This window comes from Niastella populi, from assembly GCF_002078015.1.
Taxonomy (GTDB): domain Bacteria; phylum Bacteroidota; class Bacteroidia; order Chitinophagales; family Chitinophagaceae; genus Niastella; species Niastella populi.
Genome location: NZ_LWBP01000188.1, coordinates 63,575 through 90,311, shown reverse-complemented (window position 1 = coordinate 90,311; position 26,737 = coordinate 63,575). Strand labels below are relative to the sequence as shown.

Below are 26,737 nucleotides of genomic sequence, written 5' to 3'. Positions count from 1 at the left end.
ATCAAATTTCTATAAAAAAGCGCTTAAACCCGCCGCTTACACCGGCGGGTTTATTTTTTCTTTAAGCCACTCAAAATAAATGTGCGGCACTGTTTTATACAAAATATGCCCCTTGTCGGTAAACCCACATTTTTCATAAAACCCTCCAGCGCCGGCAACGCCTTCAAAGGCATCCAGCCTGATGGCATCGCCCGACAGCGCAGTAGTCACGGTCTTCGCCTGCTCGATCAATGCCCGGCCCACACCTATCCGCTGATACCCCGGGCGCACAGCCATATCAACCAGGTAAACCGGCCGGGGCACCGGGGTAAAGTAAGCAGGATCGATGACCCAAGGCCTCGATCCCGTCAACCGCAACGTTCCTACCACTTTATCTCCTGTTCTGGCCACCAGCACTTTGGCTTTGCTCATGCCGTTAAGCACCCCTTTCGCACTGGCAACCGCACTCCAGTGCCCATGTCCATGTTTATCGGTAAGGTCATGCGCAGCCGCGCTGATCACATCGGCAATGGCCTCTGCATCTGCTGAAGTAGCCAATGATATTGAAACATTTACATTCACCCTATAAATTTACGATATTCCCTTCCATTACTGATTATTACAGCCCGTTTACGCTCCGTTCTTCAGCCCATACAGGCTTCTCCCTATCACTAATGGTTTTCATGCAACCACCCCTCATATTATAAAATTATACGCATTAAAAACCGGTCTGTATGATACAATAACACCAGTTCATTTGGCATATGTATGGCAGTCAACCGTTCCCTTTATGAAAAAAAGCTACTTAGCTCTCCTAACCCTGGTCACCTGTATGTTCGCAACGCAAATCATGGCGCAGCCTGTTTGCGGTTTCGATGCTATCCATAACCGGCAAATGACCACCAACGTGCAGTATCGTAAACAGGTTATAGAGAATGAAGCGCAGTTACAAACAATTATAAAAGAACAGCAAAGCCGCAAGGCTGCCAATGCATCCAACGCACGTGTGGAAGGCGTACAGGCAGCTTTATATACCATACCTGTTGTTGTACATGTGATACACACCGGCGAAGCCGTTGGCCACGCTTATAACCCATCAGACGCTACCATCACCGGCGCCATCTCTTACCTGAACCAGGTGTATGCCGGAACCTATGCAGGCATGGAACCTGCGGGCGCAGATGCGGCCGGAGAAATTCAAATACAATTTGCACTGGCTACCCGCGGCCCTAACTGCTCCGCCACCAATGGCATCGATCGCGTCGACGGCAATGCCATTGCCGGGTACCCCGCAAACGGGATAAGGACCGCAGGCGCCAACCCGGGTATCGATGAAATGCTGGTTAAAAATTACTGCCGCTGGGATCCTTCCAGTTATTATAACATTTATGTGGTTCATAAAATTGATGGCGTTGATGGCACCAGCGGGCAGTTCGTTGCCGGCTACGCCTATTTTCCCGGCACCAATCCATACGTTGACGGAACAGTAATGCTGGCCACCCAGTTTCAGGCAGGACAAAAAACGTTACCGCATGAAATAGGTCATGCGCTCAATTTATATCACCCGTTCCAGGGTTCGGGCGATGCGCTAAGTTGCCCGGCCAATACCGCCTGCGGCAGCGATGGCGACAGGGTTTGCGATACCGACCCTGTTACTTATAACCAAACTGGCGGCGTTGTTGATTTTACCTGCAGAACCGGCGTGAACAGTTGTACAGGTACCAGCTACAGCATCAGAACGGAAAGGAATTTCATGAACTATACCAGTTGCTATACCCTTTTCACGCCCGGGCAAAAGACCAGGATGCAGGCTGCCATGGGACTATCGAGCCGCAGTTGTTTCGCCACTTCCTATGGCGCTACCGGTTCGTACCCGGTAAGTTTTTCATCACCGTCAGCAGCCGGCTGCACACCCGCTACAGCCGGCACCGGGTTGAATGCGATCATCGCAGGATTAACAAGCGTTACCATAAACAACAGGACCTTTAACTCAAGCTATACCCGGGGCGATTTCCTGTCTGGTTATACTACCGGTTATATCGATGGCGCCAGTGCATGCGGCAACCTTATTCCGCTTGAGCTGGGCGGCACCTACCCTATTTCCTTTACTGTGCTTTCGCAAAATCCTGAACAGGTGCGGGCATTTATCGATTATAATAATGACGGTGATTTCGATGATGCCAATGAACAGATCTTTTTTGCAGACAATATTCCCAACTTCGCCAACTTCATTACCGTTTCCAGTTCGTTCACAGTGCCGGCATCGGGCATTGCCATGAACACCATGCTGCGTTTACGGGTGATCGAGGATCTAAGTTCAGGGTTCGGGCTGAATACTGCTACCCCCTGTTATGCGCCAACTTACGGACAAATTGAAGATTACCCGGTATTTTTTTCATCGGGGTTACTGCCCCTGGGTTTGGAAAACTTCAAAGGAGAAAAGCTTAACAAAACGATACAGTTAAACTGGAATACAAATGCGGAAAGCGAAGCCAGCCAGTTTGAAATAGAAAGATCGAACAACGGCAGCGACTTTACCGCCATTGGCGTCATTGCCGCCAAAAACAAGACAACCGGATCGCAATACACGTATGATGATAACAATTATTCCGGCAAGGTGATCTATTATCGCATAAAACAGCTGGCAAAGAACGGGCAGTTCAAATACAGCGGGCTGGTTACTATACAAAATGATATCGATGCCGAAAATGCGGTAACCATTTTTAATAATCCGTTCAGGGAGAAATTCGACGTAAGCATCACCACCCCCCGGCAATCGAAAGTAGTTGTAAAAATGCTCGACGTTACCGGGAAGCTGCTTTACACAAAAACGCTACACACCACAAACCATTCAACGACCACTGTATCGCCTGAAACCAACGCAATGGGTGCTGGCATATACTTTGTACAGGTAGACATAGATGGCAACAGGATCGTGAAAAAAGTGATCAAAAACTGAGATCTCCATCACTACATATTAGATTTTGCTTTGCGTTCCGTTTATACCGGAACGCTTTTGTTTTTATGGCATCCATGCAATTACTTAAATTACAGCAAAATATCGCTAATGACCGCTAACGATTCGTATAAGGTCCTTGTCAATGGGTTCACTTTCTGCTTCACAAAAACCGACCTCGATGCGCTTGACCTGGTTGCCATTACCCCCACGGAATTCAATGCCATCGACAACAATCACCGGTCGGTCAATGCAAGACTGGTTAGCGCCGGTATGCTCACCAAAACGTTTACCATTGAAACCGGCGGCGAAACATTTGAAGTAGCAATAAAAGATGCACTCGACCAGCGGCTGGAAGAAATGGGCTTTAGCACTGCCAGCGGCAAACAGGTGAAAGAGATCAAAGCCCCGATGCCGGGCCTTGTGCTTGAGGTAAGCGTTGCTGAAGGACAGGCAGTAAAAGAAGGCGATCGCATGCTGATACTTGAAGCCATGAAAATGGAGAACAGCATTCTGATACATGCCGATGCCACCATAAAAAAAATAAATGTGCAGGCCGGGCAGGCCGTTGAAAAAGGGCAGGTATTGGTAGAACTGGAATAGATCACCCCCGGACCGAAATAAAAAAAGAACAACTGACGATGCAAAAAATATTAGTCGCGAACCGCGGAGAAATTGCCTTACGGATCATGCGAACGATACACAGGATGGGAATACGATCGGTAGCTGTTTATTCAGAAGCTGACCGCCATTCACCGCATGTGCTTTTTGCCAATGAAGCGGTTTGTTTAGGGCCCGCTCCCTCGAACCAAAGTTATTTGAACGGCGATGCGATCATCAGCTTTGCAAAACAACTGGGGGTCGACGGTATCCATCCGGGTTATGGGTTCCTCAGCGAGAACGCTGCCTTTTCAAAAAAGGTAGAAGAAGCCGGTATTACTTTCATTGGGCCTGGCCACGAAGCCATGCGCATTATGGGTTCCAAACTGGCAGCCAAAGAATGCGTAAAGAAATATAATATTCCCATGGTGCCGGGGATCGACAAAGCCATTGACAATATTTCCATAGCCCAAAAGGTTGCAGTGGAGATCGGTTATCCCATTCTGATAAAAGCTTCTGCCGGCGGCGGGGGTAAGGGAATGCGCATAGCCGCTAAAGAAAGTGAGCTGGCAGAACAAATGGAGCGCGCCACCAGCGAAGCACTATCATCATTTGGCGACGGGTCGGTATTTATAGAAAAATATGTGGCGTCGCCGCGGCATATTGAAATACAGGTATTGGCAGATAACTATGGCAATACCGTGCATTTGTTTGAACGCGAATGCAGCATACAACGGCGCCATCAGAAGGTAGTAGAAGAATCACCTTCTTCTGTTCTCACTCCTGAGCTGAGACAAAAAATGGGTGAAGCGGCGGTGATGGTTGCCCGGTCATGTAATTACAGGAGTACAGGAACGGTAGAATTTCTGCTCGATGAAGATCTGAATTTCTATTTCCTCGAAATGAACACGCGTTTGCAGGTAGAGCACCCCGTAACGGAGATGATAACCGGTATCGACCTGGTAGAAGAGCAAATAAAAATAGCTCGGGGTGAAAAGCTCCGGTTCAGCCAGGATGATCTTACCATCAACGGTCATGCGCTGGAGTTACGGGTATATGCCGAAGACCCGCTCAATGATTTTCTGCCTTCAACCGGCACGTTGACCAGGTACGAAAAACCCTCAGGCGATGGCGTACGGGTTGATGATGGTTATACCGAGGGCATGCCGATACCCGTGTATTACGATCCCATGATCGCCAAACTTATTACCCATGGCAACGACCGCACGGAGGCCATACAAAAAATGAAGACCGCCATTGCCGGTTACCATATTGAAGGGGTGCAAACCACGTTGCCTTTCGGCAATTTCGTACTGGAACACGATGCATTTTTAACCGGGCGGTTCGATACCCAATTCGTTCAAAAATATTATTCGGCAGAGAAGCTGCAGGCGCAGCAAAAAAACAAGGCGGCGCTGGCTGGCATGATCGCCTTAAAATACTGGTTGCAAAAACAAGATGATGTGAAGGCGGCAGAACCATTACCAACAAACTGGACCCGTAGATCCTGAAAGGCTAAACATTCTCAGGACACAATCATCAGGCCCGTTCAGCATAAAATTTCGCTGCATGAAAAAAACGAAATCGGAGATATTACAACAAAAGATAGAGAAAGGAAAACTGGGCGGCGGAGCGCACAGGAACGACGCGCAACATAAAAAAGGAAAACTTACCGCCCGGGAACGCATCACGTTGTTGATGGACCCCGGCTCCTTTGAAGAGATCGGCGCCCTTGTTTTGCATCGCACCAAAGATTTTGGAATGGACAGTCAGCAATTTTATGGCGATGGTGTAATAACAGGTTATGGCACCATCAATGGAAGGCTGGCGTATGTGTTTGCGCAGGATTTCACTGTATTTGGCGGCGCCCTGTCAGAAACGCATGCAGAAAAAATATGCAAAGTGATGGACCTGGCCATGAAGACCGGCGCACCGATGATCGGATTGAACGATTCCGGCGGCGCCCGGATCCAGGAAGGCGTGAGATCGCTGGGTGGTTATGCCGATATCTTTTACCGGAATGTGCTGGCTTCCGGCGTAATACCACAAATATCCGCTATTATGGGGCCCTGCGCCGGCGGGGCGGTTTACTCGCCGGCCATGACCGACTTCACATTAATGGTGGAGAATACGAGTTATATGTTTGTGACCGGGCCTAATGTGGTAAAAACAGTTACCAATGAAGAAGTGAGCCCCGAAGAACTGGGCGGTGCTTCTGCGCATTCAACCAAATCGGGTGTAACACATTTAACAGCGGCTAACGATGTGGAATGCATTGCCGAAATAAAAAAACTGTTAAGTTATATTCCGCAGAACTGCGAAGATACGACACCGAAAGCGCCTTATGATTTAGGTGATGAAACCAGGCCGGTGCTTGAAACCATTATTCCCGAAAGCAATAATCAGCCATACGATATGCGGTCGGTGATAGCAGGCATCAGTGACGAAGCATCCTTTTTTGAAATTCATGGCGATTACGCCACCAATATAGTGATCGGGTTTGCGCGGCTGGCAGGCAGAAGTATCGGCATTGTAGCCAATCAACCCATAAGTCTTGCCGGGGTATTGGATATCGACAGTTCAAAAAAAGCGGCCCGTTTCATCCGCTTTTGCGATTGTTTCAATATTCCATTGCTGGTGCTCGTTGATGTGCCTGGCTTTTTACCCGGCACTGACCAGGAGTGGCATGGCATTATCACCAATGGCGCCAAATTGTTGTATGCATTCAGCGAGGCAACGGTGCCGCGGGTGACCGTCATTACCCGAAAAGCATATGGCGGCGCATATGACGTAATGAATTCAAAACATATTGGGGCCGATATGAATTATGCCTGGCCAACGGCTGAAATTGCGGTGATGGGCGCCAAGGGCGCCAGTGAGATCATTTTTAAAAAGGAGATCGCCGAAGCGGCCGATCCGGCGAAAAAGCTGGCAGAAAAAGAAGCGGAGTATGCAGAGAAATTTGCTACGCCCTACCTGGCTGCCGAAAGAGGATTTGTCGATGAAGTGATAGAACCCAAACACACACGCGCCAAACTTATAAAAGCCTTTGCCATGCTCGAGAACAAAGTGGCTACCCTGCCGAAAAAGAAGCATGGGAATATACCATTATAAAAAAGGGCAGCTCCTCCGCCAACCGGCAAAGAACCGCCCTTCTTTTTCTTAAATTTCCGTATACTTCACCGTTACTACCGGCGTTGTTTGCGTTACCATTTTCAAATGCGGCTGATATGTAAAAATATCGGCGGCATCCTTGTAGGCGAAATCAAACTCCTGGATGTATCCCGGTGGAAAATTACCCGAACGGTTCAATAATTCGCTAAAACGCTCCTTATATTCGCGGCGTTGTTTCTCCTTCAATACTGTTTTCCAGTACTTCATGGCATCGAAGCGCGACAACCTTCTGCCTGCGCCATGCGCACAGGAATTCAGCGCCGTACCAGTTGTGGTAACGGAACCAGCCTGTACCAATAAGCTGCCCCTTGACATCGACAAAGGAATAACCACGGTTTTTCCTTTTACCAGTTCGGTACTGCCTTTTCGATGCATAATATGCTGCTCAGCAAAACGCACATGATTATGAATGGAATCTTCCATCTTATAAGGAGTTCCATTCAAACTACCTTCTTCTTCAATATTATTAAAATTGAGATTGAGGTAGCTTTTATCGATGGCGTTTTTGTCGCACCTTATGTAATTGGCTTTCTGCAAAAAGAGCAGGGTCTTAATGCAAAAGTTTTTACGCCGGTCATAACCGAACGTGAGGGTTGCGTTATAGTACTGCCGGAATTCTTCTGTTAAAAAATCCCGGTGCACAAAATCAACATCCTGTCCGTACTCGCGGGAAAAATCCCAGGTAAGTTGCAGGCATTGCTGATACAGGGCAATACCTCTGTCCCTGGTACCGGTATGACAAATAATATATACCGCTTCACTGTCTTCTTCAATCGACAGAAAGTGATTGCCACCACCGAGGCCATCATCGGTCATTTTTTGATGAGCCAGGTACAGGGCCTGGAAATGGGCTTTTTTGTCGAACGGTTTTAACCAAAAGGCCTTACTTATTTTAAGGTACGTTACTCCACAGCCGATGTCCTTGCCGGTTATGAGTGGGTAACAATAGCCGGTTGTTTGAAAAGCCACCCCTACCGGTAACGCTTTTTCGGCACAGTAATGAATGTCGGTAAACGCGCAAATGGCGTTCACATACGGCTTCTGCGCATACTGCTGCAATTGCGCCATAGCATTTTGCTCAATGCTACCGGCATCGCAATAGAATCCAATAGATTGCATGTTCTTTAATTTGGAATAAAAAAGATTAGATCGTGGGGCTTTGGTAGGAACATCTGCCCCGTTCAGAGATGTCAGCAGCCGATATTATCGGAAGTGCAAAGATATATAACAGATCTATGGTTTCAAAGGCCTCTCCTGCTTCTTTTCTACAACTTCACAACCTGACCGCAATCAGCCGCAACACCAACCACCATCAGCTGCATTTCATTAGCCCGGTTATAGTTTTGTGACAGATATAGCAAGCGTAATTCTATAAAAACCTGAAGTATGAATGATACCGCTCATTACTACGAAGTAAAGCTCGATTGGAAAGCCGACAGAAAGGGCCTGGTAAGCTCGCCGGTTCTACAGTCAAATATCGAGGTTGCCACGCCGCCTGAATTCCACAAAGGCATAGCGGGCATCTGGTCGCCTGAACATTTGCTGGTAGCGGCAGTCAACAGCTGTCTTATGACCACGTTTCTGGCCATTGCAGAAAATTCAAAATTTGAATTCATCAGCTTCACCAGTAACGCCAATGGCAAGCTGGAGAAAATAGATGGCAAATATATTATCAGCGAAATTGTTCTGTCGCCAGAGCTCACGATTAAAAATATTGCCGATAAAGAAAAGGCGCTGAAGGTGCTGGAAAAATCTGAAGCGGCCTGCCTGATCTCCAATTCAATAAAATCAAAAATTATATTTAATCCTGTTATTCACAACAACCCGGTAACCCAAAGTGGGTTGTAAGATGATCTTTCAAAATAAGTGTTAACTCCCTTCCGGTTGTTTTACTGTTAATCCAATCTATGATCGAGAAGAGCTACCCAGCGACCGGGTAGCTTTTTTATTTATACAACTGCTACTCATGCACCCGGGTGTAAATGCCTCTGTCGACGGTAATACCCAGCCTTTTGAACATGGCAGGCGCATCAAACCCTTCTTTTTTATATTCGGCCTGCACCGCTTCTTTGGCCTTGTTCAATGCTTCGGCACTTTGCCACATGGCCACGGTTATGAAGATCAGGTTGCCATCGTTATCAGTATATTCATAAGCGGCATCTTCAATAAAGCCCGGCAGCTTTTCAATAAAATTGCGGTTGATCTTTACCCGCTCGCGAAACTCCTTAATGGCCGCAGCAGGCACAAAGAATTTGTCGATAAAATTCACCTGCCCGTTATGCGCCTTCCTGTTGAACAACACGTTTACATCGGCCGGTAATACCTCAAGCGCCTGCATAAAACCGACACGGTCGGTCAATACGTGGGTACTTATCACTTTTCCGTTCTTCAGGGTCAACACGCCGGTTCCCTCACTGCTGATGAATTTGCCCGTTGCAGGAATATTATTAAACGGGTTTGTGTGTGTACCCTGCACTTTCCAGCTTGCAAACACCTTGTCATCTTCAGCTATCAGGTTCGTCAGGTTCCATTGCATATCAGGAAAAGATCTTATCAGCGCCTGCATGGGTTCCTGAAAACCGGCCGCACCTTTTTTACCCTGTATACCGGTATACGCTTCCGATACAAGTTCATTCAGCAGATCAAAATTCCGCTTATTTAAACATTGTTCATAGATCTTCAATACGATCGCTTTGTTCTGTTGTGCGGTGTTCATAATTATCTCCTTGTTTTTATTGTTTTTTATCTTGCCTGTTGTTTGCGCGTTGATACCGGCGGGAATCATCAACACGCCTATCAGGTACCGGGTGATGTGTAATGCCTTCATTGTTTTTGTTTGCAGCACAAAACTATCACCCCGGCAAGCGGGAGAATTGTAAAAAATCATTGATTTTATAACAGGGAGAAAAACTATGTTTTGGCGGGCGGCCTAGCGCATCATATTTATCATGCGGTTCAACCGTAACTGTACCAAACTGATCTCTTTTGACATACCGTAAGAAACGGTGATATTGTATTTGTCAAACGGTACTATAATGATGCCCGGGCCCCAGGCAAAATGCCATTTGTCAGATCTTTCGCCCGGCATCCACACCCTTCCATTGTCGACAAAGCCAAAGAATCCTATTTTACCGGTCATGAAGCGTGTTCGCATATTGGTGATGAAGCGTAATTCGTTGCTGTTATAAAGCGCGGTTTTACCCCAGAAGCGTTCGCGCCGGAACCCGCGAATAGTACGCGGACCGCCCACGATGGCGTGCTCATATGCCTGGCCCGTTCCCAATACATCGTTGTTAACGATGGTTTCGCCGCCAAAGCGTATGGCCATCGATACTTTGTTCAATAACGGTACGTATACCTGCGCACTTGCGTTATATCGCTGAAAGAATTCATCCAGCCTGAAATCATTGGCATATACCGCATTCGCCTGGAAGGTGAACCCCGATACGGGCACCACTGAATCTTTCAGGTGTATGTATGACCAGGTCAACTGCAGCCCGGCATATGGATGCGTATTAAATACTTCCTGGTTGTGCAAAAAATATTTTGTGAAGAAGCGGTCCTTATCCTGCATGCTTCTTACCCGTTGATAATAACCCATTGCCTGCACCGTACTTTTTCCCAGTTTGCGAAACAACCCGGCCTTTACAAGCCATTCTTCACTGCGCATGCGATAGTAATCGATATCCCTGGTCACCGACCGGGTTTCATTACCCGTTCCATAAAAATTTGTCCATCGTACCACATCATATTCCGCCCGGTAAGTGAAGTTCCACTTTCCCAACACATTTGGATATAAACCTTCCCAAAATGCACTGAGGGCTCTTTGCGACAGGGAATAATGCACGCCGAACTCCTGTGCCCAGGCAAACGGTTCGCGCCGCCATTTTTGATTTTTCATCCTGTATCTCAACCCCGCATAAATGCGGTCTTCATAACTGTAGAAAAGAATTGGCAGAAAGCCCTTTTTATCGTACTTAAACCATTTGTAGTTCCACTTGTGCACAGCGGTATTTTCCGACAAATGCATGCGGGCTTTGGAGGTCTCAAAAATATTATTGGCGTTATCGTAAATATGTACTTTCTGTTTCGACTGTACTATCGAATCCTTACCGGGGCCGCCGATGATGCGTACGGTTATATCGTCTACGTCATTATTCACCACGTATACATCTTCGCCTTTAATTCCAAACAGCCGTACCTCTTTTGTTTGACCGGGATTGAATGTTCTTTTATAGAAAGGCTGCCGTGCTTTTTCTCCCTTTTCACTCATACGGTACACCGACACGGTCATTTCATTATTTCCATTGCCGGCAACTTCAAAATACTCGCGCCGGCTGCTGCCTGTAACTTCAACTTCTTTGGCAATTAAACGATAATGTTGCCGGGCAAACGCCGGCAGTTGATTGCGGCGCGCCTTTATTTTATCGATCAGTTCTTTACCTTTTGCAGCGTATACTTCCGGCGGTAACTGCGACACCGATTGTACGATCACTTTATCGCTCAATGCTTCCTGTAAGGCTTCGGCTTCTTTTACCCAGTCTTCAAGCGTAAGCTCGTTGGTAAACAGCCGGTCCATATTACGGGCTGCATGGCTCATCAGCGAAATGTTCTTAACAACACTATCATAGTGCTGCATATAGAAAAGACCGGCCGCGCGCATTACGGGATTTATAACAACTCCATCGTGATAAAAAAATGACTGGTCGCGATCGCGGGGCACAGGTTGATACAGGACGCCGCCTTCAACTTTCTTTTCGCCCCATTCCCAGTTGCCTTCATGGCGGTCCCAGTCGCCTATCAGCATATCGAATAACCTCGCTTTTATATAAGCATGCTGATCAACCCTATGGGTATTGCTCTGTTGCAGCTTCACCAATAAATCTTCGGTACTGCTGAATGAACGGAAATTACCGAGGTGATCTGCTTCGCGCCAGTCGCCTTCCGGTTTCTCTTCAAGCAAATACAGGTCATTGCCAAATCTGGCATTGAATGTATCCAGCGCTTTCTGTTTGGGTAAATACACCAGCCTTGGCCTGCTATGATAAATGCCTGCGGCATCCATCATATGACCAATGGCAAACGCTCCGTAGGGGTGCGACATGGAGACACCGTCATTAACGATATCTTCCATAAAAGTGCCCTTTAAATTATCGGGTATTACTTCTTCCCTTGATTTATTGATAGAACGGAGTGCGTATTCTTTTCCCGATTTCGTACGCAGCTTAAGCGACTTCGATTCATTGCCGCCACCGGCTTTATATGGTATCAAACCACCGAATGCGGTATCGAGTTTTAGTATAGGAACATATACAGGTGTGGTCCATTCAACACGGTGGTTTTTACCCCACAACTTTTGATAGAACCGGCTTCCCTTGTATTCGGGACCGGCTGCAATAGTTTTTGTTGCCGTGGTATCTGCCACCGGTTGTTGGGCTATCGAGTTTAGGTATACAAAGGTTAACCCCAGATATGTTATGTATGATCTGACAAAGCAGCGCATACTTACCCTTATTATAAAATTGTGCCACGGGGTAAGCAAAGCGCGAAATGTTGCGCAACCCATTGCCGCTCAGTCTTCGACCAGGATAAGACGGGCTACCCCCTGAAGACGACCAGTCTTTCTACATTTTACAACAACATTATTTGTGCCGACACAAAAAAGTGATCGCTGGGGAAAATACCTTTGGGCTTGTCTTTTATTATACCAGCCGCCAGCGGTTTGCAATTGCCTTTACAAAAGATAAAATCAATTTTTCCTTTACCGGTGAGTTTCGCACTATCAACCGGTTCAAACCCATGCGCTGTAACGCCGGGGTCAGCTTCGCCATGCAAAACGGCATAACTATCGGTAAAACCGGCGGCCTTTACGCTTTCAATTACATCGCCTGATGCCCTCGAGTTGAAATCGCCGGTGAGGATCTGCGGAAATGCCGGCTGGTACTGACTGCTTTCAACAGCCATCAGTTTTGCCTGCTGCACTTTGGCTTCATGCGATTTATGATCGAGGTGCAGGTTCACCACCCTGAACTCCTTTCCTGTTTTTATTTCGCGCAACCGTACCCAGTTCACATGGCGCGCCCTTGCCGTATTCCACGACATACTGCCGGCCACCAGGGGCGTTTCGGAAAGCCAGTAGGTTCCGCCGGCCAGTAACTCATAGCGTTGAGTTAACCACATGATCGGGTTTTTGGCAATGCCATGGTACCCTGTTGGGTTGGCATCCATTTCAGGCCCGTCGAACCCGAACAAACTGTGTTTAGGCATTTGCCGTTGCAGGTAAACCGACTGCTCTTTCAACACTTCCTGCAGGCCGATGATATCGGGGTGCTGATCTTTGATCAGTTGTACGCATACTTCGCGGCGCGTGTGCCAGCCAAAGCCTTTGGCATCATCTTCGGGTAGGGCTACACGTATATTACAGGTAAGTACTTTATGGCTGCCGTTACCTTTTATAAACTCCTCGTCTGCGGCAACCATGCCGGCCGCAGGAAGGAAAGGAGTTAAAGCAACCGCGCCCAACCCCTTTAGCAATCGCCTGCGGGAAGCCACATTCTCAGGGCTCTTGTTTTTCATAATAATTTTTTATAACTCTTTTTAAACCGCCGCTTCCTTATTCAACCTTAAGTAAGCGCCTTTACCTATCAATTCCTGTTGCAGTTGCTGCACATCTACATCGGCGGGCTGCACATTTCTTCTCACCGCCTGTTTTGCAGCGCGGCCGGCAGCTTCACCCATTGCCATACAGGGCGCCATTACCCTAATGGCCGACATCGCCTCATGTGTTGCAGAGATACAACGCCCGGCCACCAGCAGGTTCTTTATTTTTTGCGGAACCAGGGAACGATAGGGAATATCATAACAATCGCCACACCACTCAAGCGTACAACCACCGCCCTGCGGGTGATGAATATCGAGCGGATAACTGGCCACAGCAATGGCATCGTCGAAATGACGGCAGCCCATAATATCTTCGCGCGTCATGGTGTACAAACCATTTATGCGCCTTGTTTCACGAATGCCAAGAAAAGGCGCCGTTTTCAAAAAATAGGCGTTCTCAAAACCGGGCACGTATGCTATAAGGTAGCGCTGAATATCGTAGATCTGTTTGCGGCCTTCTATTTCACCGTGGGTCAAACTTTCAGGATCTGTTCCGTTTACGCCGTTCACCCGGGTCATGTTCACCCATACTTCGCCTTTGCGCAAACCGGTGATCAGGATGGTGCGTTCGGTTGTAAGGGTTAGTCCGTCGGCCTGTGCCTTTTGCACTAGGTTACGCATACCTACCAGTACAAACTGGTTGTTTTGTCCGAAATATTCTGCCGGAATAAAATCTGTGAGGTATGTTCTAGGCTCTTTTGCCACACTTAACCTTAATTTCTCCGTATCTACACCGCCAAGGCAAAACATAAGCGTGGGTGGCTGTACGCCGCCATGATCATTTCCATATTCACATGGAACACCGCTGCGGTAAGCCACATCGGCATCCCCGCTGCAATCGATAATTACTTTCGCCGTAATGGCTTCCCGCCCGGCCTTGCTTTCTACAATAACGCCTTTCAGTTCATCACCCTCCATTACCACGCCGGCGCAAAAGGTATAGAACAATACATCTACATTGCTTTCACGCAACATTTCAAGCGCTACTGTTTTTACGCTTTCCGGTTCTACCAGTGTAAGGCTCATGTGTAATGGACAGGGGCGATGTTCGCTGGCAGCCTGGCGCGCTGCGAGGCGGTCAATTAATTTTTGCGGCAGGCCCTTTATGATCTGGTTGCCTTTCTGACCCAGGAATCCGAGAATGGGTAACCCAATGGTCATGTTGCCGCCTACAAAACTGCGGCTTTCGATCAACAGTACCCGCAGTCCGTCTTCCGCTGCAGCCATAGCTGCTGTAATACCAGACGGGCCGCCACCTACTACCAGTACATCTACCTGTGTTCGTATTGGAATTTCTCTTGCCGGTTCTTTGATGGCACCTAAGTTATTTTTCATATAATATTTAGTTTGTGTTTTTAACTGTGCTTGGGCCGTGAATGGCGTCGCGATTATTCAGATTTCATTTACGACCTTGCACCGCCGGAAATTATTGCCGATTGCCGAAGAAGGCCGCGCAGAGGCTTGCCGTTTCACGTTTCACGTTTCACATTCTTCACCTTCTCCCGTTTCACCATGAACCATAAAAGCATCGCTGCCACCGGGTGCAGGATAGCCATGATCATGAAAATATTTCCTGCGCCAAGTTTACCTATCATCTGGCCTACATAATAATTGAACAACACCGCGCCGAATGCGCCAAAACCGCCGGCTATGCCCAGCACGCTTGCCACATTATGCACAGGAAATGCTTCCGCCACCACCACGCTCAGCGATACCAGCCAGCTCAGGGCCATCACGGCAATGAGGCTGAATACAACCAGGGTGCTCACCGCACCTGGTAAATAATTGATGAATGCACACAATGGCGCTATGGCCACAGTGGCCGTTAACATAATCTTGCGGGCGCGCAAAGGCTGCTTTCCGGCCCGCACCATTTTATCGCTCCAGGCGCTGGTGGCAATACTGCCTGCATCGGCAATCAAGAACGGGATCCAGCCAAACAAACCGATCTGCGCCAGGGTAAGCCCCGAGCCTTCCTGCAAGTAACCCGGCAGCCAGAACAAACAGAAATACCAAACGGGATCGCTTACAAAACGGATCAGCAGCACCCCCCACAAACTTTGGGTTGTCCATAACTGACGCCAGGTAAACTGCTCTCCTGCATCGCGGCCTTCCGCCTGCATCACTTCTTTTGTTACTTCAACCGGGGGTTTGCGATAGATCATTTTCCACAGCAGGGCTATCACTATCCCTACGCTTCCGCAAATGATGAACGCCGTTTTCCAGCTGAACGCAATCGTTAGCCAGGCGATCAATGGCGGGGCTATGATGGCGCCAATGGAACTGCCCGCCACACAAAGACTGTTGGCGGTTGCCCGCAGCCGACCCGAAAACCATACGGTAACGGTTTTTAACTGTGCAGGAAAATTGGCCGGCTCGGCCATGCCGAGCATACCGCGAAAAAAGCCAAACTGCACTACCGTTCTGCTGATACCACCACCGATACAGGCCACCGACCAGAGTATGATGCTATACAACATGACTTTACCGGCGCCGAATTTATCAACCAGCCAACCCGATACCGGGTACATAATGGCATAACAAATGGTGAAGATGTTTACGATAACCGCATAACCGCTGTCATCAAGTGTAAACTCTTTTTTCAGCAATGGCTTCAATATCGACACCATTTGCCGGTCGACATAATTAAACACGATCGTTACAAAAATGATCCCCACTATGAACCAGCGGCGATTATCTTCAAACCAATTCTTTTTTTGTTCTGTGGCAGGCATTAAGTTCTTTTTATAGCAATCAATTCAGTTCAAAAGAAAACTCATCAAACGATTCCCTGCGCCGGGCCAGGTGTTTTGTACCGGGCGACATGGCAAAAAAGGGTGAAAATGTTTTTACATGTACCGTTTTTCCATCGGGCATAAATTCCATTATCCGCAGCCAGCCATCGCCGCCATTGCCATAATGACCGCCGCCCATAGCCTGCGCATTGAAGGTCATTTGCTGTACGTTCCTGCCGGCATCGTTCTTATCGGTTCTGAATCCCACGTGTTTGCGCGCATTGTCTTTCTCCCCGATATGACCCGATACCACCAGTTGAATGTTACCGGCCGGTTTTACCAGCTTCTCCCAAATGGCCGCCCCATAATTCGCATCTTCCAGATCGTACTTCGCCGTTTTCATTTGTTCGTTCTTATAATTGAGATAGGCATGGGTAAGCAATACCACTGTATGGTTTTTATATTTGGGCTGGGTCACTACTTTTTTTGCCCATTGCAAAATGGTATCTCGCGGGGCAAATTCAACGGTCATAAACAGGAACGGTTTGCCTTGCGGTGAGGTAAATTCAAGACAGGAGTTTTCGAGACTGGGCGTATTATCGGGATTGTTTGTATACTCCCTGAGCATTTTTTTGTTAAGCGTATTCTTTTCAGGCGTAAAAAATTGGGGGTAGTTAGTGTGTTTGGGCGCGTGGGTATAGCTGAAAATATTGTAATCATGGTTGCCTGCCGCCGCTATATACGGTATGCGGCCATCGATCTTACCAAAGGCAGCAGCAATGGTTTCCCATTGCTGCAAACCGGTTTGGTCCATTTTTTTTCCATCGGGGTTCGTGATATCATTGTGCTCAACCAGGTCGCCGGTGCACAATACCATTTTTATATGAAGCCGCTCTCTGTTCTCATCGATCCAGTTCATCATAATATCGAGCAGGGGATGATTGCGTTTGTACTTTACATAATTCTGCGGATCGGGCAACACAATTACCGACCACGCATTGGGATCACTGAGAGCGGGCTGCGTACTGTCTGTTTGCTGAGCAAACCCTGTAGCAACAGCCAGCAGCATCAGCAAACAAAGGGCAAACTGTTTCATCATAAAACCAATTAACTTATACACTTTGTATTCATTATCACATTATCATATTTTCCCCTTCCTACCAGTTATCGTTTTGTGTTATTAATCCTTTCGTGGTCAGAATTTCGGAAGTAGGAATGGGCCACAGATAATCGCGATCCGGGTTGAACACCATATTCTCTATGACCCGCATAACACCTGCATTTGATACGTTGCTGTAATCGGGCGTACTGTTTTCATCGAGTGTTGGCGCTGCGGTAAGCCAGGTTGTTCTGCTGCGGCCATATCTGGTGCCTTTCATTACTTTTTCTGCAATTTTCCAGCGGCGGATATCGAACAGCCGCAGGCCTTCATTGGCCAGTTCTATTTTACGTTCGCGGCGTACCAGCGAGCGCAAATAAGCCTGTGTTTGTCCACGCGGTACTACCGGCATGCCCGCTCTTACACGAACCGAATCCAATGCTTTATAAACCGATTCATCGATCTGGTTGTTTTCAATTTTTGCTTCCGCATAGGTCAGCAGCAGTTCTGCATAACGAAAGAGCACAATATCGCCTTCACAGTTCTCGTCGTCGGTCCTGTCTTTTATATCGGTCCATTTACGCCACATATAACCGGTGAAAGTGGCGTATACATTGGTAGCGTCGGTATTGGGCACCCGGGCTGCGGGCGTTACGTTGTAGTTCCACACCTTTGTACTGTCGGGGTGCGTTTCAAACTGAAAGCCGTAATATATACTGCCCGGCAGCGCGATGCTCATAGCCAGCCGGGGATCGCGGTTCTCAAAAGGTTTTGATGGATCGTACAGCGGCGATTTATCGATGGTAAGACCATCGGTGCACTCGTATGAATCGATCATTTGCTGGGTAGGCACTTCATTTGCCACACCGCCTGCCAAACGTGATGAAAGGAAATTACTGTTCGAATGTACGATAATGCCTTTCATGAACTGCAGGGAGAAGATCTGTTCTTTGCTGGTTTCACCGGTATAATTGAACAGGTTGCCATAATTATCATACAACCCGTATTTACCAATGGCTCTTGCCGCATTGGCCGCATCGGCCGCCGTTTGCCATTGTGCATTATACAGGGCCACCCTTGCCTTTAATGCATGGGCTGCTACCCTGGTAGCCCTGCCTGTTATGCCAACATTCGATGCCGGCAGGTCGGGCGTAGCCTCATCGAGTTCCTTTAAGATAAAACTTACTACTTCCGCTTTTGCCGTTCTCGACAGAATAGGGTCTTCGAGCGTTAACACTTTTGTTACCAGCGGTACGTTACCAAATAATTCGGCAAGCAACATGTAATTGAACGCTCTTATCCAGCGGGCTTCGGCGATCACCTGCTTATAGTAAGCGTCGCTGATCAGCTCTTTTGAGCGGTGGATATTCTCCAGTAAAAAGTTGGCACGGCCAATTGATTTATAACACTGCGTCCAGGCAATTTCCGAGGAGCTATTGGCACTGGTAGCGGTACCGTTGCCCAGTTCCTGCACCGCATGCGCGCTCCGGTTCCAGCTTACATCGGTAGCATTATCGAGCATAACGGGCCAGGGCCGGTTCGATTTCAATTCCCAGTTCAGCGATTTATAACAACCCAGTATGCCCATATCGACTTCCGCTGCTGTTTTGTAAAATGATTCAGAAGACGGACTATCGAGCGGCAGCTTATCGATCGATTTGTTACAGGCCGTAATTCCTGCGGCTATGCCGGCAAACAATATAATAGTTGTAGTACGTTTCATAATTTGTAAATAAGGATGTTTAGAATTTGATATCCAGGCCAACGGTATACACTTTTACCTGCGGGTAGGCATTACCTGTACCTACCGGCGTTTCTACATCGTATCCTTTCCAGAATTTATCGCGGGTAAGCAGGTTTTGTCCGCCTACATATACTTTCACGGCGTTCATTCCCCATTTGCTGATAAGTGAGATAGGCAAGGTGTAACCCAGTTGAATATTCTTCAGGCGCAGATAAGCCGCGTTCTTCATCCAGAAGCTGGAAGGCAGGTAGTTGTTGCCGCCGTCGTTATAGGTAAGGCGGGGAAATAGTGCGTTGGGATTTTCTGCGGTCCAGTAATCCTTATGTTGTTCATGCGCTGTGCCACCGCTATAAAATGGCTGAATGGCATAGGAGTATAAATATCCATTGGCCTTGCCTACGCCCTGCAAAAAGGCATTAAAGCTAAACCCTTTGTAGGCTGCATTCAGGTTAAGGCCATAGGTGTAACGCGGAATGGTTCCACCGATTATTTTATAATCTTCGTTGTTGATGATATTGTCTTTATTCTGGTTTACATACCTGATATCGCCGGGCGCCAGCACGCCAACCTGTGCAGGGTGGTCATTAATTTCGTCCTGCGATTGAAAATACCCATCGGCTTCCAGCGCATAGATAGAACCGATGGAATAGCCTTCGCGGTTCTGCCTGAGCCCCGTGGTGCTGATGCCTTTCAGATCGAGCACTTTATTCTTTACATCGGAAATATTGAAGTTGATGCCGTAGGTGAAATCTTTTCCGGCATGGCCATTGTAATTGATGCCTAACTCCCAGCCAACATTACTTACTTTACCTGCGTTCTGATAAGGTGCGTTCAAACCGATGTACAAAGGAATATCTAAAATCAGCAGGATGTCGTTCGTGATCTTCCGGTACCAGTCGGCTGTGATGGACAGGTTATTGAACAACGTTACATCCACCCCCACATTGGTCATGTCGGTAGATTCCCAGGTCATCAGCGCATTGTTCATATCGGTTAATGCACCGATGGAAACAACCCGGTTGTTTATGGCATAGGAACCTAAAGATATGTTGGATGCGAAATTGTAGTTGTTACCGATGAGCTGGTTACCCAGTTGCCCCCACGAAGCGCGGAACTTCAGGTTGGTGAGCACCCCGCGCAGGTTATCCATAAACGCTTCTTCGCTGATGCGCCAGCCGGCCGAGAAAGAAGGAAAGAAACCCCATTTATGGCCCTTGCCAAAACGGGATGTGCCATCGTAGCGGCCATTGGCCTCAAACAAATATTTTCCCTTGTAGTCATAATTGATCCGGCTGAAAAAACTTTGCAAAGCCCATTCGGTTGCACTGCCTGTTGTTTGCTGGTTACTTTTATCCCCGGCTTCAATCACGGTGTAATCGGGGAACAGGTAATTATCGCGGAAAGCGCTGAAATCTGAATAATGAGAAGTTTCTTTCGATGCACCCAGCAACCATTTTACGCTGTGTTCGCCAAAAACTTTATCGGCCGTAAAACTGGCGCGGTAATTACCATACCAGGAGCGTTCATTGGTGTTGGTCTTTTCAGTTTTTGCAGGCTGGGTAAATGCAATGGAACCTGCACCGGTATACGTAGTAACGGCTTTTATAAATTTATCGCCATATACATTTACAAAACGCGGAGCGGCTACCAGTTCGGCCGTCAACCAGTCAACAGGCCGGTAGCTCAACTGTAAATTTCCCTGCAGGCTCAGTGTATTTTCTTTATTGAACCCGCCGTCTTCAACCATGGCAATGGGGTTGTTACCATTCCAGCCTTCGCCCCATTTGCCATTGGTGAGCCGGCCCAACTGAATGGCGGGTATACGGTTCATCTGGGAAAAAACATTCTCAAGACCGCGGCCCGGCTGGGTTGTGGTGCGGTTGATCAACTGCAGGTCCATCTTCATGCTCACCTTGTCGCTGAACTTTACATCGGCATTGTTCCGCAGGGTATATCGTTCGTAGGAAGATGTTTTTATTATACCATCCTGTTTCAGGTAGCCGAGAGAAGTAAGGAAACGCAGTTTTCCCGACGAACCGCTGATGCCTACCGAATGGTTCTGCATCATTCCTGAACCCGTAAGCACTTCCTTTTGCCAGTCGGTATTGGGATACAGATCGGGGTTGTTCAACATTTCCTGGCTATACTTTTCAATTTGGGCATCGGTAAAAACGGGCGTTAAACCGGTATTTTTATAAGCTAAGTTCAACAGGCGCATATGGTCGAGCGCATCTACTTTATCGGGGAGATTGGTAGCCTGTTGTTTACCCATATAACCATTGTAGGTAATGGTAAGCTTTTCCCCTTTCGCTCTTTTTGTGGTAACGAGCAAAACGCCATTGGCGGCACGTGACCCGTAAATGGCCGAAGAGGCGGCGTCTTTCAGCACCGAAATGCTTTCGATCATGTTCGGGTCGAGCTCGTTCATGTTACCTTCAATGCCGTCGATCAAAACAAGCGCGCTGGCATTGTTCAATGTGCCGATACCGCGAATGCGGATGGTGCCGGCATCACTGCCGGGAGCGCCGGTGGTGGTTGTTACGGTAACACCGGGAGCGATGCCCTGTAATGCGGCTGATAATTGGGTTACCGGCCTGTCGGCGAGGCGGGCCGAATTGATACTTTCAACCGAACCGGTAAGATTTACTTTTCGCTGTGTGCCATAACCAACCACTACCACATCGTTTAAAGTATTACTGGCTGGCTGCAATTTTATGGAAAGGTTTTTTGTAGCGTTCTTTACCGCGATCTCGCGCGTAACGTAGCCAATAGAGGAGAATACCAGGGTAGCGTTTTCCGTTGTTTCCAAACTGAAGTTTCCATCCCTGTCGGTGGCCACTCCCGAACTGGCGCCTTTGATGGTAATGTTTACGCCCGAAAGCGGAACGCCTTTATCATCGAGCACCTGCCCTTCAATTTTTACCGGCATTTTGGTTTGGGCCATCGTTATTGCAGGTGAACCCAACAGGAGAAAAAGTGCGTTTACCACAAATACAGTGGGCAGCAGTAGCTGCCTGAAGAAAGAACCTGATCTCATATAGCAAGGTTAGAAGGTGATAAAATCAGTGAACAATCGTTTCGTTGCGCCGGGTGTTAGCTGTCTTATTTTCTTTATCATAACAATACATTTAGTTTCGGCAAAGGAATTAAATGTATTTTAAGATAATTAAAGCACAATGTTAAGTAAATAATATCAAATTAAAACGCCAATGTTAACATTTTTATTTAATTGAAATTAAATGAGTTACATTGTATTACCCAAATTCACCCGGTTTTTCCGGCTTATTTTCAACTGTTTAAAATTAGCGGAATTCACGGTCAGGAAGTATTAAAATTAAATTAAACGGCGAACCAATTGAAACATAATTAAAGTTATTTAAACATCAAACCGGGGGATGCAGGAATTGGGAGGGGGGAAATGGGGAGGAGTGGCCGTTTGAATATATTCGACATCGTACCCAGGCCCTTCGGCTTAGCTCAGGGCCACAAAAAAAAGGCTGGTGAGTACACCAACCTTATATTATATAGCTTCGGTTTTTTTAAGGCAGTAAAGGCTTAGACGCTACTGACCTCTTGGAGACCATTGTTAACAAGTTGACGAGTTAACTTGTTAACTAGTTAACTCGTCAACCCGTCAACTTACTTCATTCTTACATTCAGCCTACAGCTGCTTCGCCGCTCCGTGAAGGGCTTTGAAGTTCGCCCGCACATTGATGAACCCAAACAAATTTCCGTTCTTCGGGTCATACTTTATTTCAAACGGCACCCATATATTATTCATGATCCTCACACGGATGGTGCTGTTAAAAAACAACCGGTTGCGCTCCTCATTGGCATACAGCTCACTGAAATTATAATAATAAGCACCGCTGAATTTTATTTCGAGCCAGCTCTTTTGGGTATGTTTTGTTTTGATAGCCACATTGATACCGGGTTCAAAACTAAAGATGGCCCGTTTCAGATCTCTTTTAAGCTGCAGTGTGTCATCTGTCAACTGCAAGGCCGAGCGGATGTTCAACTCAACGTCATTTTTTGTTTCGGCGAATTTATTCAGTCCCTTTAACAACTCGGTATGGATCACGATATTGGAAAATACAAACTGGTTCCTGTAAGTAGTATCGGTTACGCCAACCGTCCACAACAGGTTTTTATTGAAGTTTGTACGCAGGTCGTTATAAATACTATCTGCGGTTTCGGCGAGGTTAAAGTTACTGTTGCGCTTTAATGCTTCACCCAGGCCGCGGGTTGCATCGCTGCTGGCAGCTACCGCAAGAATAGTATCGCGCAATGGCTGGCTCAACGCATTGAAATTCTTTATACCCCTTCTGAAATCGGTATACTCCAGCATGGCGGGAGCGGGGTTAGCCATGGCAGAGATCTTTGCAAGAATGAGATCGTTCAATGCAAATAGCTGTTTTGCTTTGGCATTGTTCTTAACCAATTCGAGGAATGCCCTTGAAACGGTTTCATCACGTTTATTGATGATCGCATATTTTATTCCGGAAGCAAAACCATCGAACTTAAAAGAAGTATCGAGCCGTAGCGCGAATGTATAGTTGATATTCCGGAGTGTTCTGTATCTGGTATACAATGTATCAACCAGCAAGGCAGTATCGAGTTTGGCCATAACGGCAAACGGGGTACCGGTGAATTTGAGTTCTTTGGTGGGACTGGTCATGCGTTCGAAAGCCAGTTGAAAAAAGCTGTTTAACACATCTTTATAGTTACCGGTAGCCAGTGAGTCGGCAGTAAGCACCGGGTTGGCCACTTTCTTTTGCGCAACCACAGGTACGGACAGGCATACAAGTAGCCCTACCGTAAGCACGGAAATTTTCCCTGTCATATTACCTTTTTATTAATTAATTAAATAACCTGAAATGATAAGGCCCGAGTTGAATTGTTCGGGTGTGGCGGGAGTAGTGGGGGTATTGATAACAACGTTTGCTTTCCCGGCGCAAATGCCATTCACGGAGATCACATCGCCGCTTTGCACTTCCGAAAAATTGACGTTACCGCTTTTGCTGATGCTTTGCATGTTGATCAAAACACCTTTGCGGAAAAGCACTGCCGTGGCCTGCCCTATGCCGCTGGTAAATGTAAAGGAAACATCTATCGATTGTGAATGCGGGGCGTCTTCGGCATCCGGCGAACCGGCGGTAAGGCCCTGAGAAGATGAGGTCATGGTTTTAGTATTGGTTTTGGTATTTGTAGAAGGTATCGATCTGGGCTTAGGCTTAGGCTTTGCTTTTTTCGAAGTTTTAGCCATGGGATGGTGTTTAGTGATGATTAAAGCTACAAAACATAACGCTTATTAGTGGCCGATAAACCGGCTATTTTTTAAAGATTTTTGCACAAAGCCACGCTATAACGGTAAACCGATACGCTGTTCAAAGCTAAACTTTATAAAGATCCGGTACCTTAACACAAAAGGGTAAGCCCTCCTGAAGCGCGCCCCTTCCCGTTACACAAAAGGGTGCGTCCTCCGGGCTGCGGAGCGCCCACCCTTTAATTAAAAAGAGACCGAACGATCATGTAATTTAAACATGAACTATTCGGCCCCTTGTAACATGAGTGTAACTTATAAATACTATTGGGGAAAGCCGCGTCAAAAGGCCATCCATACAATTGAACCGAACAGACATCCAATTCAATTCCCGCACTATTGAATTCAATTGAACGTTCTTATAATTGAATTAATCGTGCTTTTAATTAAACTGAACTGTGTGGCAATTCAATTGAACCGTGCGGTAATTGAATTAAACCGTGCGGCAAATCAATTGAATCGTGCGGCAATTCAATTAAACTGTGTGGTAACTAAATTGAAAAGTGCGGAAATTCAACTGAACGGGTGTACAATTGAACAGGCAATAGATTCTCCCTAAAGTATTTACATCGAAGCCCGAATAATCATTCAATGGCTTTATAACCCTCCGACGCCTTGCCTAACCTCCTGGCGATCTTTGCTGCCAGCGCTTTCGGCGCCAGTACCTTCATGCATTCCCCAAAGCCGAGGATCTCGCGTTCCAGCTCAAAATTCACTACCACATCTATCCTTATGATGATGCCTTTCTCCTCCTCCTTCAATAATTGCTGCGAATGATGAAGCGGTTTGGTGAGCACATATGGTGCGTTGTAATTGTCAATATACAGCACCACCCGTTGCGCCTTTTCATGCTCATTCTTTGTTACACCTATGAGGTCATTAAAATAATGATCGAAATCTATTTTATCATCATCTATAAACGGCTCTTTGATCAGTTCCTGAAATTCAATGATGCGGTCGAGCGCCAGCGTCATCAGCAAGTGCTTCTTTTTAGCCCGCACTATCAGGAACCACCGGTTACGGTATTCCTTCAGCAGATAAGGATAACAAATAAGTTGTTGTGAATCGGCCGCCTTGAATGATTTGTATTCTATCAGCAGAGACCGTTTATTTAGAATTGCCTGGTACAGGGGATTGATATGCTGCAGCCCTTTCAATAACTGGTTATTCTCGAACTGAATATAATTACGCCCATGGTGCGTGGTCCGGTGCAGGTTGTTCTCGAGCCGGGCTATCATTTCGCTCATTTCATCAAAGTAAGAAAACCCGTTGAACTGCTTCAGCACGCCAACGATCTCTTTCATTTTCTCTACATCTGCTTTATTTACCGGGGCGTTGGTGATACTGTAATCGGGCTCACTGTAGGAATAGAACTTTTTGTCGATCACAATGATAGGTGCATTGTATCCCAGTTTGTCGCTACGCATTACCTGAATATCCGACTGAATAGTGCGTTTGCTTACGCCGGTGGTAATACCTTCGAGGTCGTACAGCACATCCGCTACTTTTTCAATAAGATCATCTAGTGACCATTTCCGATACCTGTTACGCAAACAGTCGTCGATGGTCTTATAACGAATCAGGGCCAGTTTATTTACAGACATACAAGGTTTTGGTGCGGTAAAAATAATATCCTGCATTTTAGTACGCAACTCAACTGCGCAGTTTGGCCATCATTTTTATCCATTTCATTTATTTTCCGATGTATTGAACTGTTTTCCAAATAATTAAAAAAAACTAAAAAATAAATTCGCTTTGCGCAAATACGCTGCGTAGTCGCATATGCATATTTGCTATATCAAAAGCCGGTCAGGAATAAGTTACTTCCAAAGCCAAATAAACTTTTTCAACTACCGTTTTTTGAGAACCGAAGCGGTAGCTCAGCCGGCAGAACAGCGGATCTAATTTCTATCCCCCTGTAGCTTAAAAGGCAAAGCCTGCGGTAAAATTGGGACCGCAGCGTGTATGGATAATCCCGTAATATCTGCGCGAAATTATGGGTAGAGTTTACAGTGCACCAAAATACCTCGTAGTAAAGTAGGGAAGCGTATTTACAGCCATGCAGCTCAGCGATGAGTATGTGAGTTCGAATCTCACCAGGGGAACTGATCATTGATACAGATACATTTTATTAAAAAGAACATGAACAAATTTGAAAGGCTCAAAATCGATCTCGAAGTAGCCGGAACAGGAAAATTAAAAGCATTCGGCAACTCCATGTTGCCCATTTTGAAAAACGGAAGTTTACTCACTTTTATAAAAGCGGCCGATTACAACATCGGTGATATTGTTTTCTGCAAAGTAAAAGGCAGATACATCGATGCCCATAAAGTGATAAAGAAAGACACCAACAAAGGATTTCTGATCGCCAATAACCATGGCTTTGAAAACGGTTGGACGAAAATAATTTATGGCAAAGTGATCCTTGGCGAATACCAGGGCAGGATCATTTTCAAAACCGATTAAT

Annotated in this window: 19 protein-coding genes; 6 read left to right on the top strand and 13 right to left on the bottom strand. The window is 46.9% G+C overall.

Annotated features, from left to right (window positions below):
* Nucleotides 1–36: 36 nt before the first annotated feature.
* Nucleotides 37–537, bottom strand: a complete 501-nt coding sequence (locus tag A4R26_RS17225) for a GNAT family N-acetyltransferase (RefSeq protein ID WP_133054717.1) — start codon at nt 535–537, stop codon at nt 37–39.
* A gap of 274 nt (nt 538–811) precedes the next feature.
* On the opposite strand from A4R26_RS17225, the gene A4R26_RS17220 reads away from it, so the two are divergent.
* From A4R26_RS17220 to A4R26_RS17205, 4 genes are all read left to right on the top strand, one after another.
* A complete protein-coding gene (locus A4R26_RS17220; protein ID WP_165760314.1) occupies nt 812–2,938 on the top strand; it encodes a M43 family zinc metalloprotease in 2,127 nt (708 codons plus the stop codon).
* 108 nt (nt 2,939–3,046) lie between these two features.
* Nucleotides 3,047–3,538, top strand: coding sequence for an acyl-CoA carboxylase biotin carboxyl carrier protein subunit (locus A4R26_RS35850; RefSeq protein WP_081165518.1), 492 nt, complete (start codon nt 3,047–3,049; stop codon nt 3,536–3,538).
* A 38-nt stretch (nt 3,539–3,576) separates the two neighbouring features.
* Nucleotides 3,577–5,046, top strand: coding sequence for an acetyl-CoA carboxylase biotin carboxylase subunit (gene accC, locus A4R26_RS17210; protein ID WP_081165516.1), 1,470 nt, complete (start codon nt 3,577–3,579; stop codon nt 5,044–5,046).
* Between the two features lie 58 nt (nt 5,047–5,104).
* Nucleotides 5,105–6,649, top strand: a complete 1,545-nt coding sequence (locus A4R26_RS17205) for an acyl-CoA carboxylase subunit beta (protein ID WP_081165514.1) — start codon at nt 5,105–5,107, stop codon at nt 6,647–6,649.
* A 48-nt stretch (nt 6,650–6,697) separates the two neighbouring features.
* Here the strand turns inward: A4R26_RS17205 and A4R26_RS17200 are convergent, their stop codons facing one another.
* Nucleotides 6,698–7,828: an RtcB family protein gene (locus A4R26_RS17200; RefSeq protein WP_081165512.1), complete on the bottom strand. Its 1,131-nt coding sequence runs from the start codon at nt 7,826–7,828 to the stop codon at nt 6,698–6,700.
* Between the two features lie 267 nt (nt 7,829–8,095).
* On the opposite strand from A4R26_RS17200, the gene A4R26_RS17195 reads away from it, so the two are divergent.
* A complete protein-coding gene (locus A4R26_RS17195; RefSeq protein WP_081165510.1) occupies nt 8,096–8,557 on the top strand; it encodes an OsmC family protein in 462 nt (153 codons plus the stop codon).
* 112 nt (nt 8,558–8,669) lie between these two features.
* Here the strand turns inward: A4R26_RS17195 and A4R26_RS17190 are convergent, their stop codons facing one another.
* From A4R26_RS17190 to A4R26_RS17140, 11 genes are all read right to left on the bottom strand, one after another.
* Entirely contained in the window at nt 8,670–9,536 is an 867-nt protein-coding gene (locus A4R26_RS17190; RefSeq protein WP_165760313.1) for an ester cyclase, read from the bottom strand.
* Nucleotides 9,537–9,638: 102 nt separating this feature from the next.
* Nucleotides 9,639–12,212: a BamA/TamA family outer membrane protein gene (locus tag A4R26_RS17185; protein WP_081165506.1), complete on the bottom strand. Its 2,574-nt coding sequence runs from the start codon at nt 12,210–12,212 to the stop codon at nt 9,639–9,641.
* 128 nt (nt 12,213–12,340) lie between these two features.
* Nucleotides 12,341–13,285 carry an endonuclease/exonuclease/phosphatase family protein gene (locus A4R26_RS17180; RefSeq protein ID WP_081165504.1) on the bottom strand — a complete coding sequence of 315 codons (945 nt, stop codon included), beginning with the start codon at nt 13,283–13,285 and terminating at the stop codon, nt 12,341–12,343.
* Nucleotides 13,286–13,306: 21 nt separating this feature from the next.
* Complete coding sequence (locus A4R26_RS17175) at nt 13,307–14,704, bottom strand: FAD-dependent oxidoreductase (protein WP_081165501.1); 1,398 nt, start codon at nt 14,702–14,704, stop codon at nt 13,307–13,309.
* Between the two features lie 134 nt (nt 14,705–14,838).
* On the bottom strand, nt 14,839–16,104 hold the full coding sequence (locus tag A4R26_RS17170) for an MFS transporter (protein ID WP_081165499.1): 1,266 nt from the start codon (nt 16,102–16,104) through the stop codon (nt 14,839–14,841).
* 19 nt (nt 16,105–16,123) lie between these two features.
* A complete protein-coding gene (locus A4R26_RS17165) occupies nt 16,124–17,203 on the bottom strand; it encodes a metallophosphoesterase (RefSeq protein WP_081165497.1) in 1,080 nt (359 codons plus the stop codon).
* Nucleotides 17,204–17,261: 58 nt separating this feature from the next.
* Nucleotides 17,262–18,926, bottom strand: coding sequence for a RagB/SusD family nutrient uptake outer membrane protein (locus A4R26_RS17160; protein ID WP_133054715.1), 1,665 nt, complete (start codon nt 18,924–18,926; stop codon nt 17,262–17,264).
* A 19-nt stretch (nt 18,927–18,945) separates the two neighbouring features.
* Nucleotides 18,946–21,984, bottom strand: coding sequence for a SusC/RagA family TonB-linked outer membrane protein (locus A4R26_RS17155; protein ID WP_081165493.1), 3,039 nt, complete (start codon nt 21,982–21,984; stop codon nt 18,946–18,948).
* A gap of 624 nt (nt 21,985–22,608) precedes the next feature.
* Nucleotides 22,609–23,790, bottom strand: coding sequence for a hypothetical protein (locus tag A4R26_RS17150; protein ID WP_081165491.1), 1,182 nt, complete (start codon nt 23,788–23,790; stop codon nt 22,609–22,611).
* Nucleotides 23,791–23,802: 12 nt separating this feature from the next.
* Nucleotides 23,803–24,213: a hypothetical protein gene (locus A4R26_RS17145; protein WP_081165489.1), complete on the bottom strand. Its 411-nt coding sequence runs from the start codon at nt 24,211–24,213 to the stop codon at nt 23,803–23,805.
* 641 nt (nt 24,214–24,854) lie between these two features.
* Nucleotides 24,855–25,874, bottom strand: coding sequence for a helix-turn-helix transcriptional regulator (locus A4R26_RS17140; RefSeq protein WP_081166298.1), 1,020 nt, complete (start codon nt 25,872–25,874; stop codon nt 24,855–24,857).
* A 538-nt stretch (nt 25,875–26,412) separates the two neighbouring features.
* Here A4R26_RS17140 and A4R26_RS17135 point away from each other — a divergent pair.
* Nucleotides 26,413–26,736, top strand: coding sequence for a S24 family peptidase (locus tag A4R26_RS17135; protein ID WP_081165487.1), 324 nt, complete (start codon nt 26,413–26,415; stop codon nt 26,734–26,736).
* Nucleotide 26,737 lies beyond the last annotated feature (1 nt).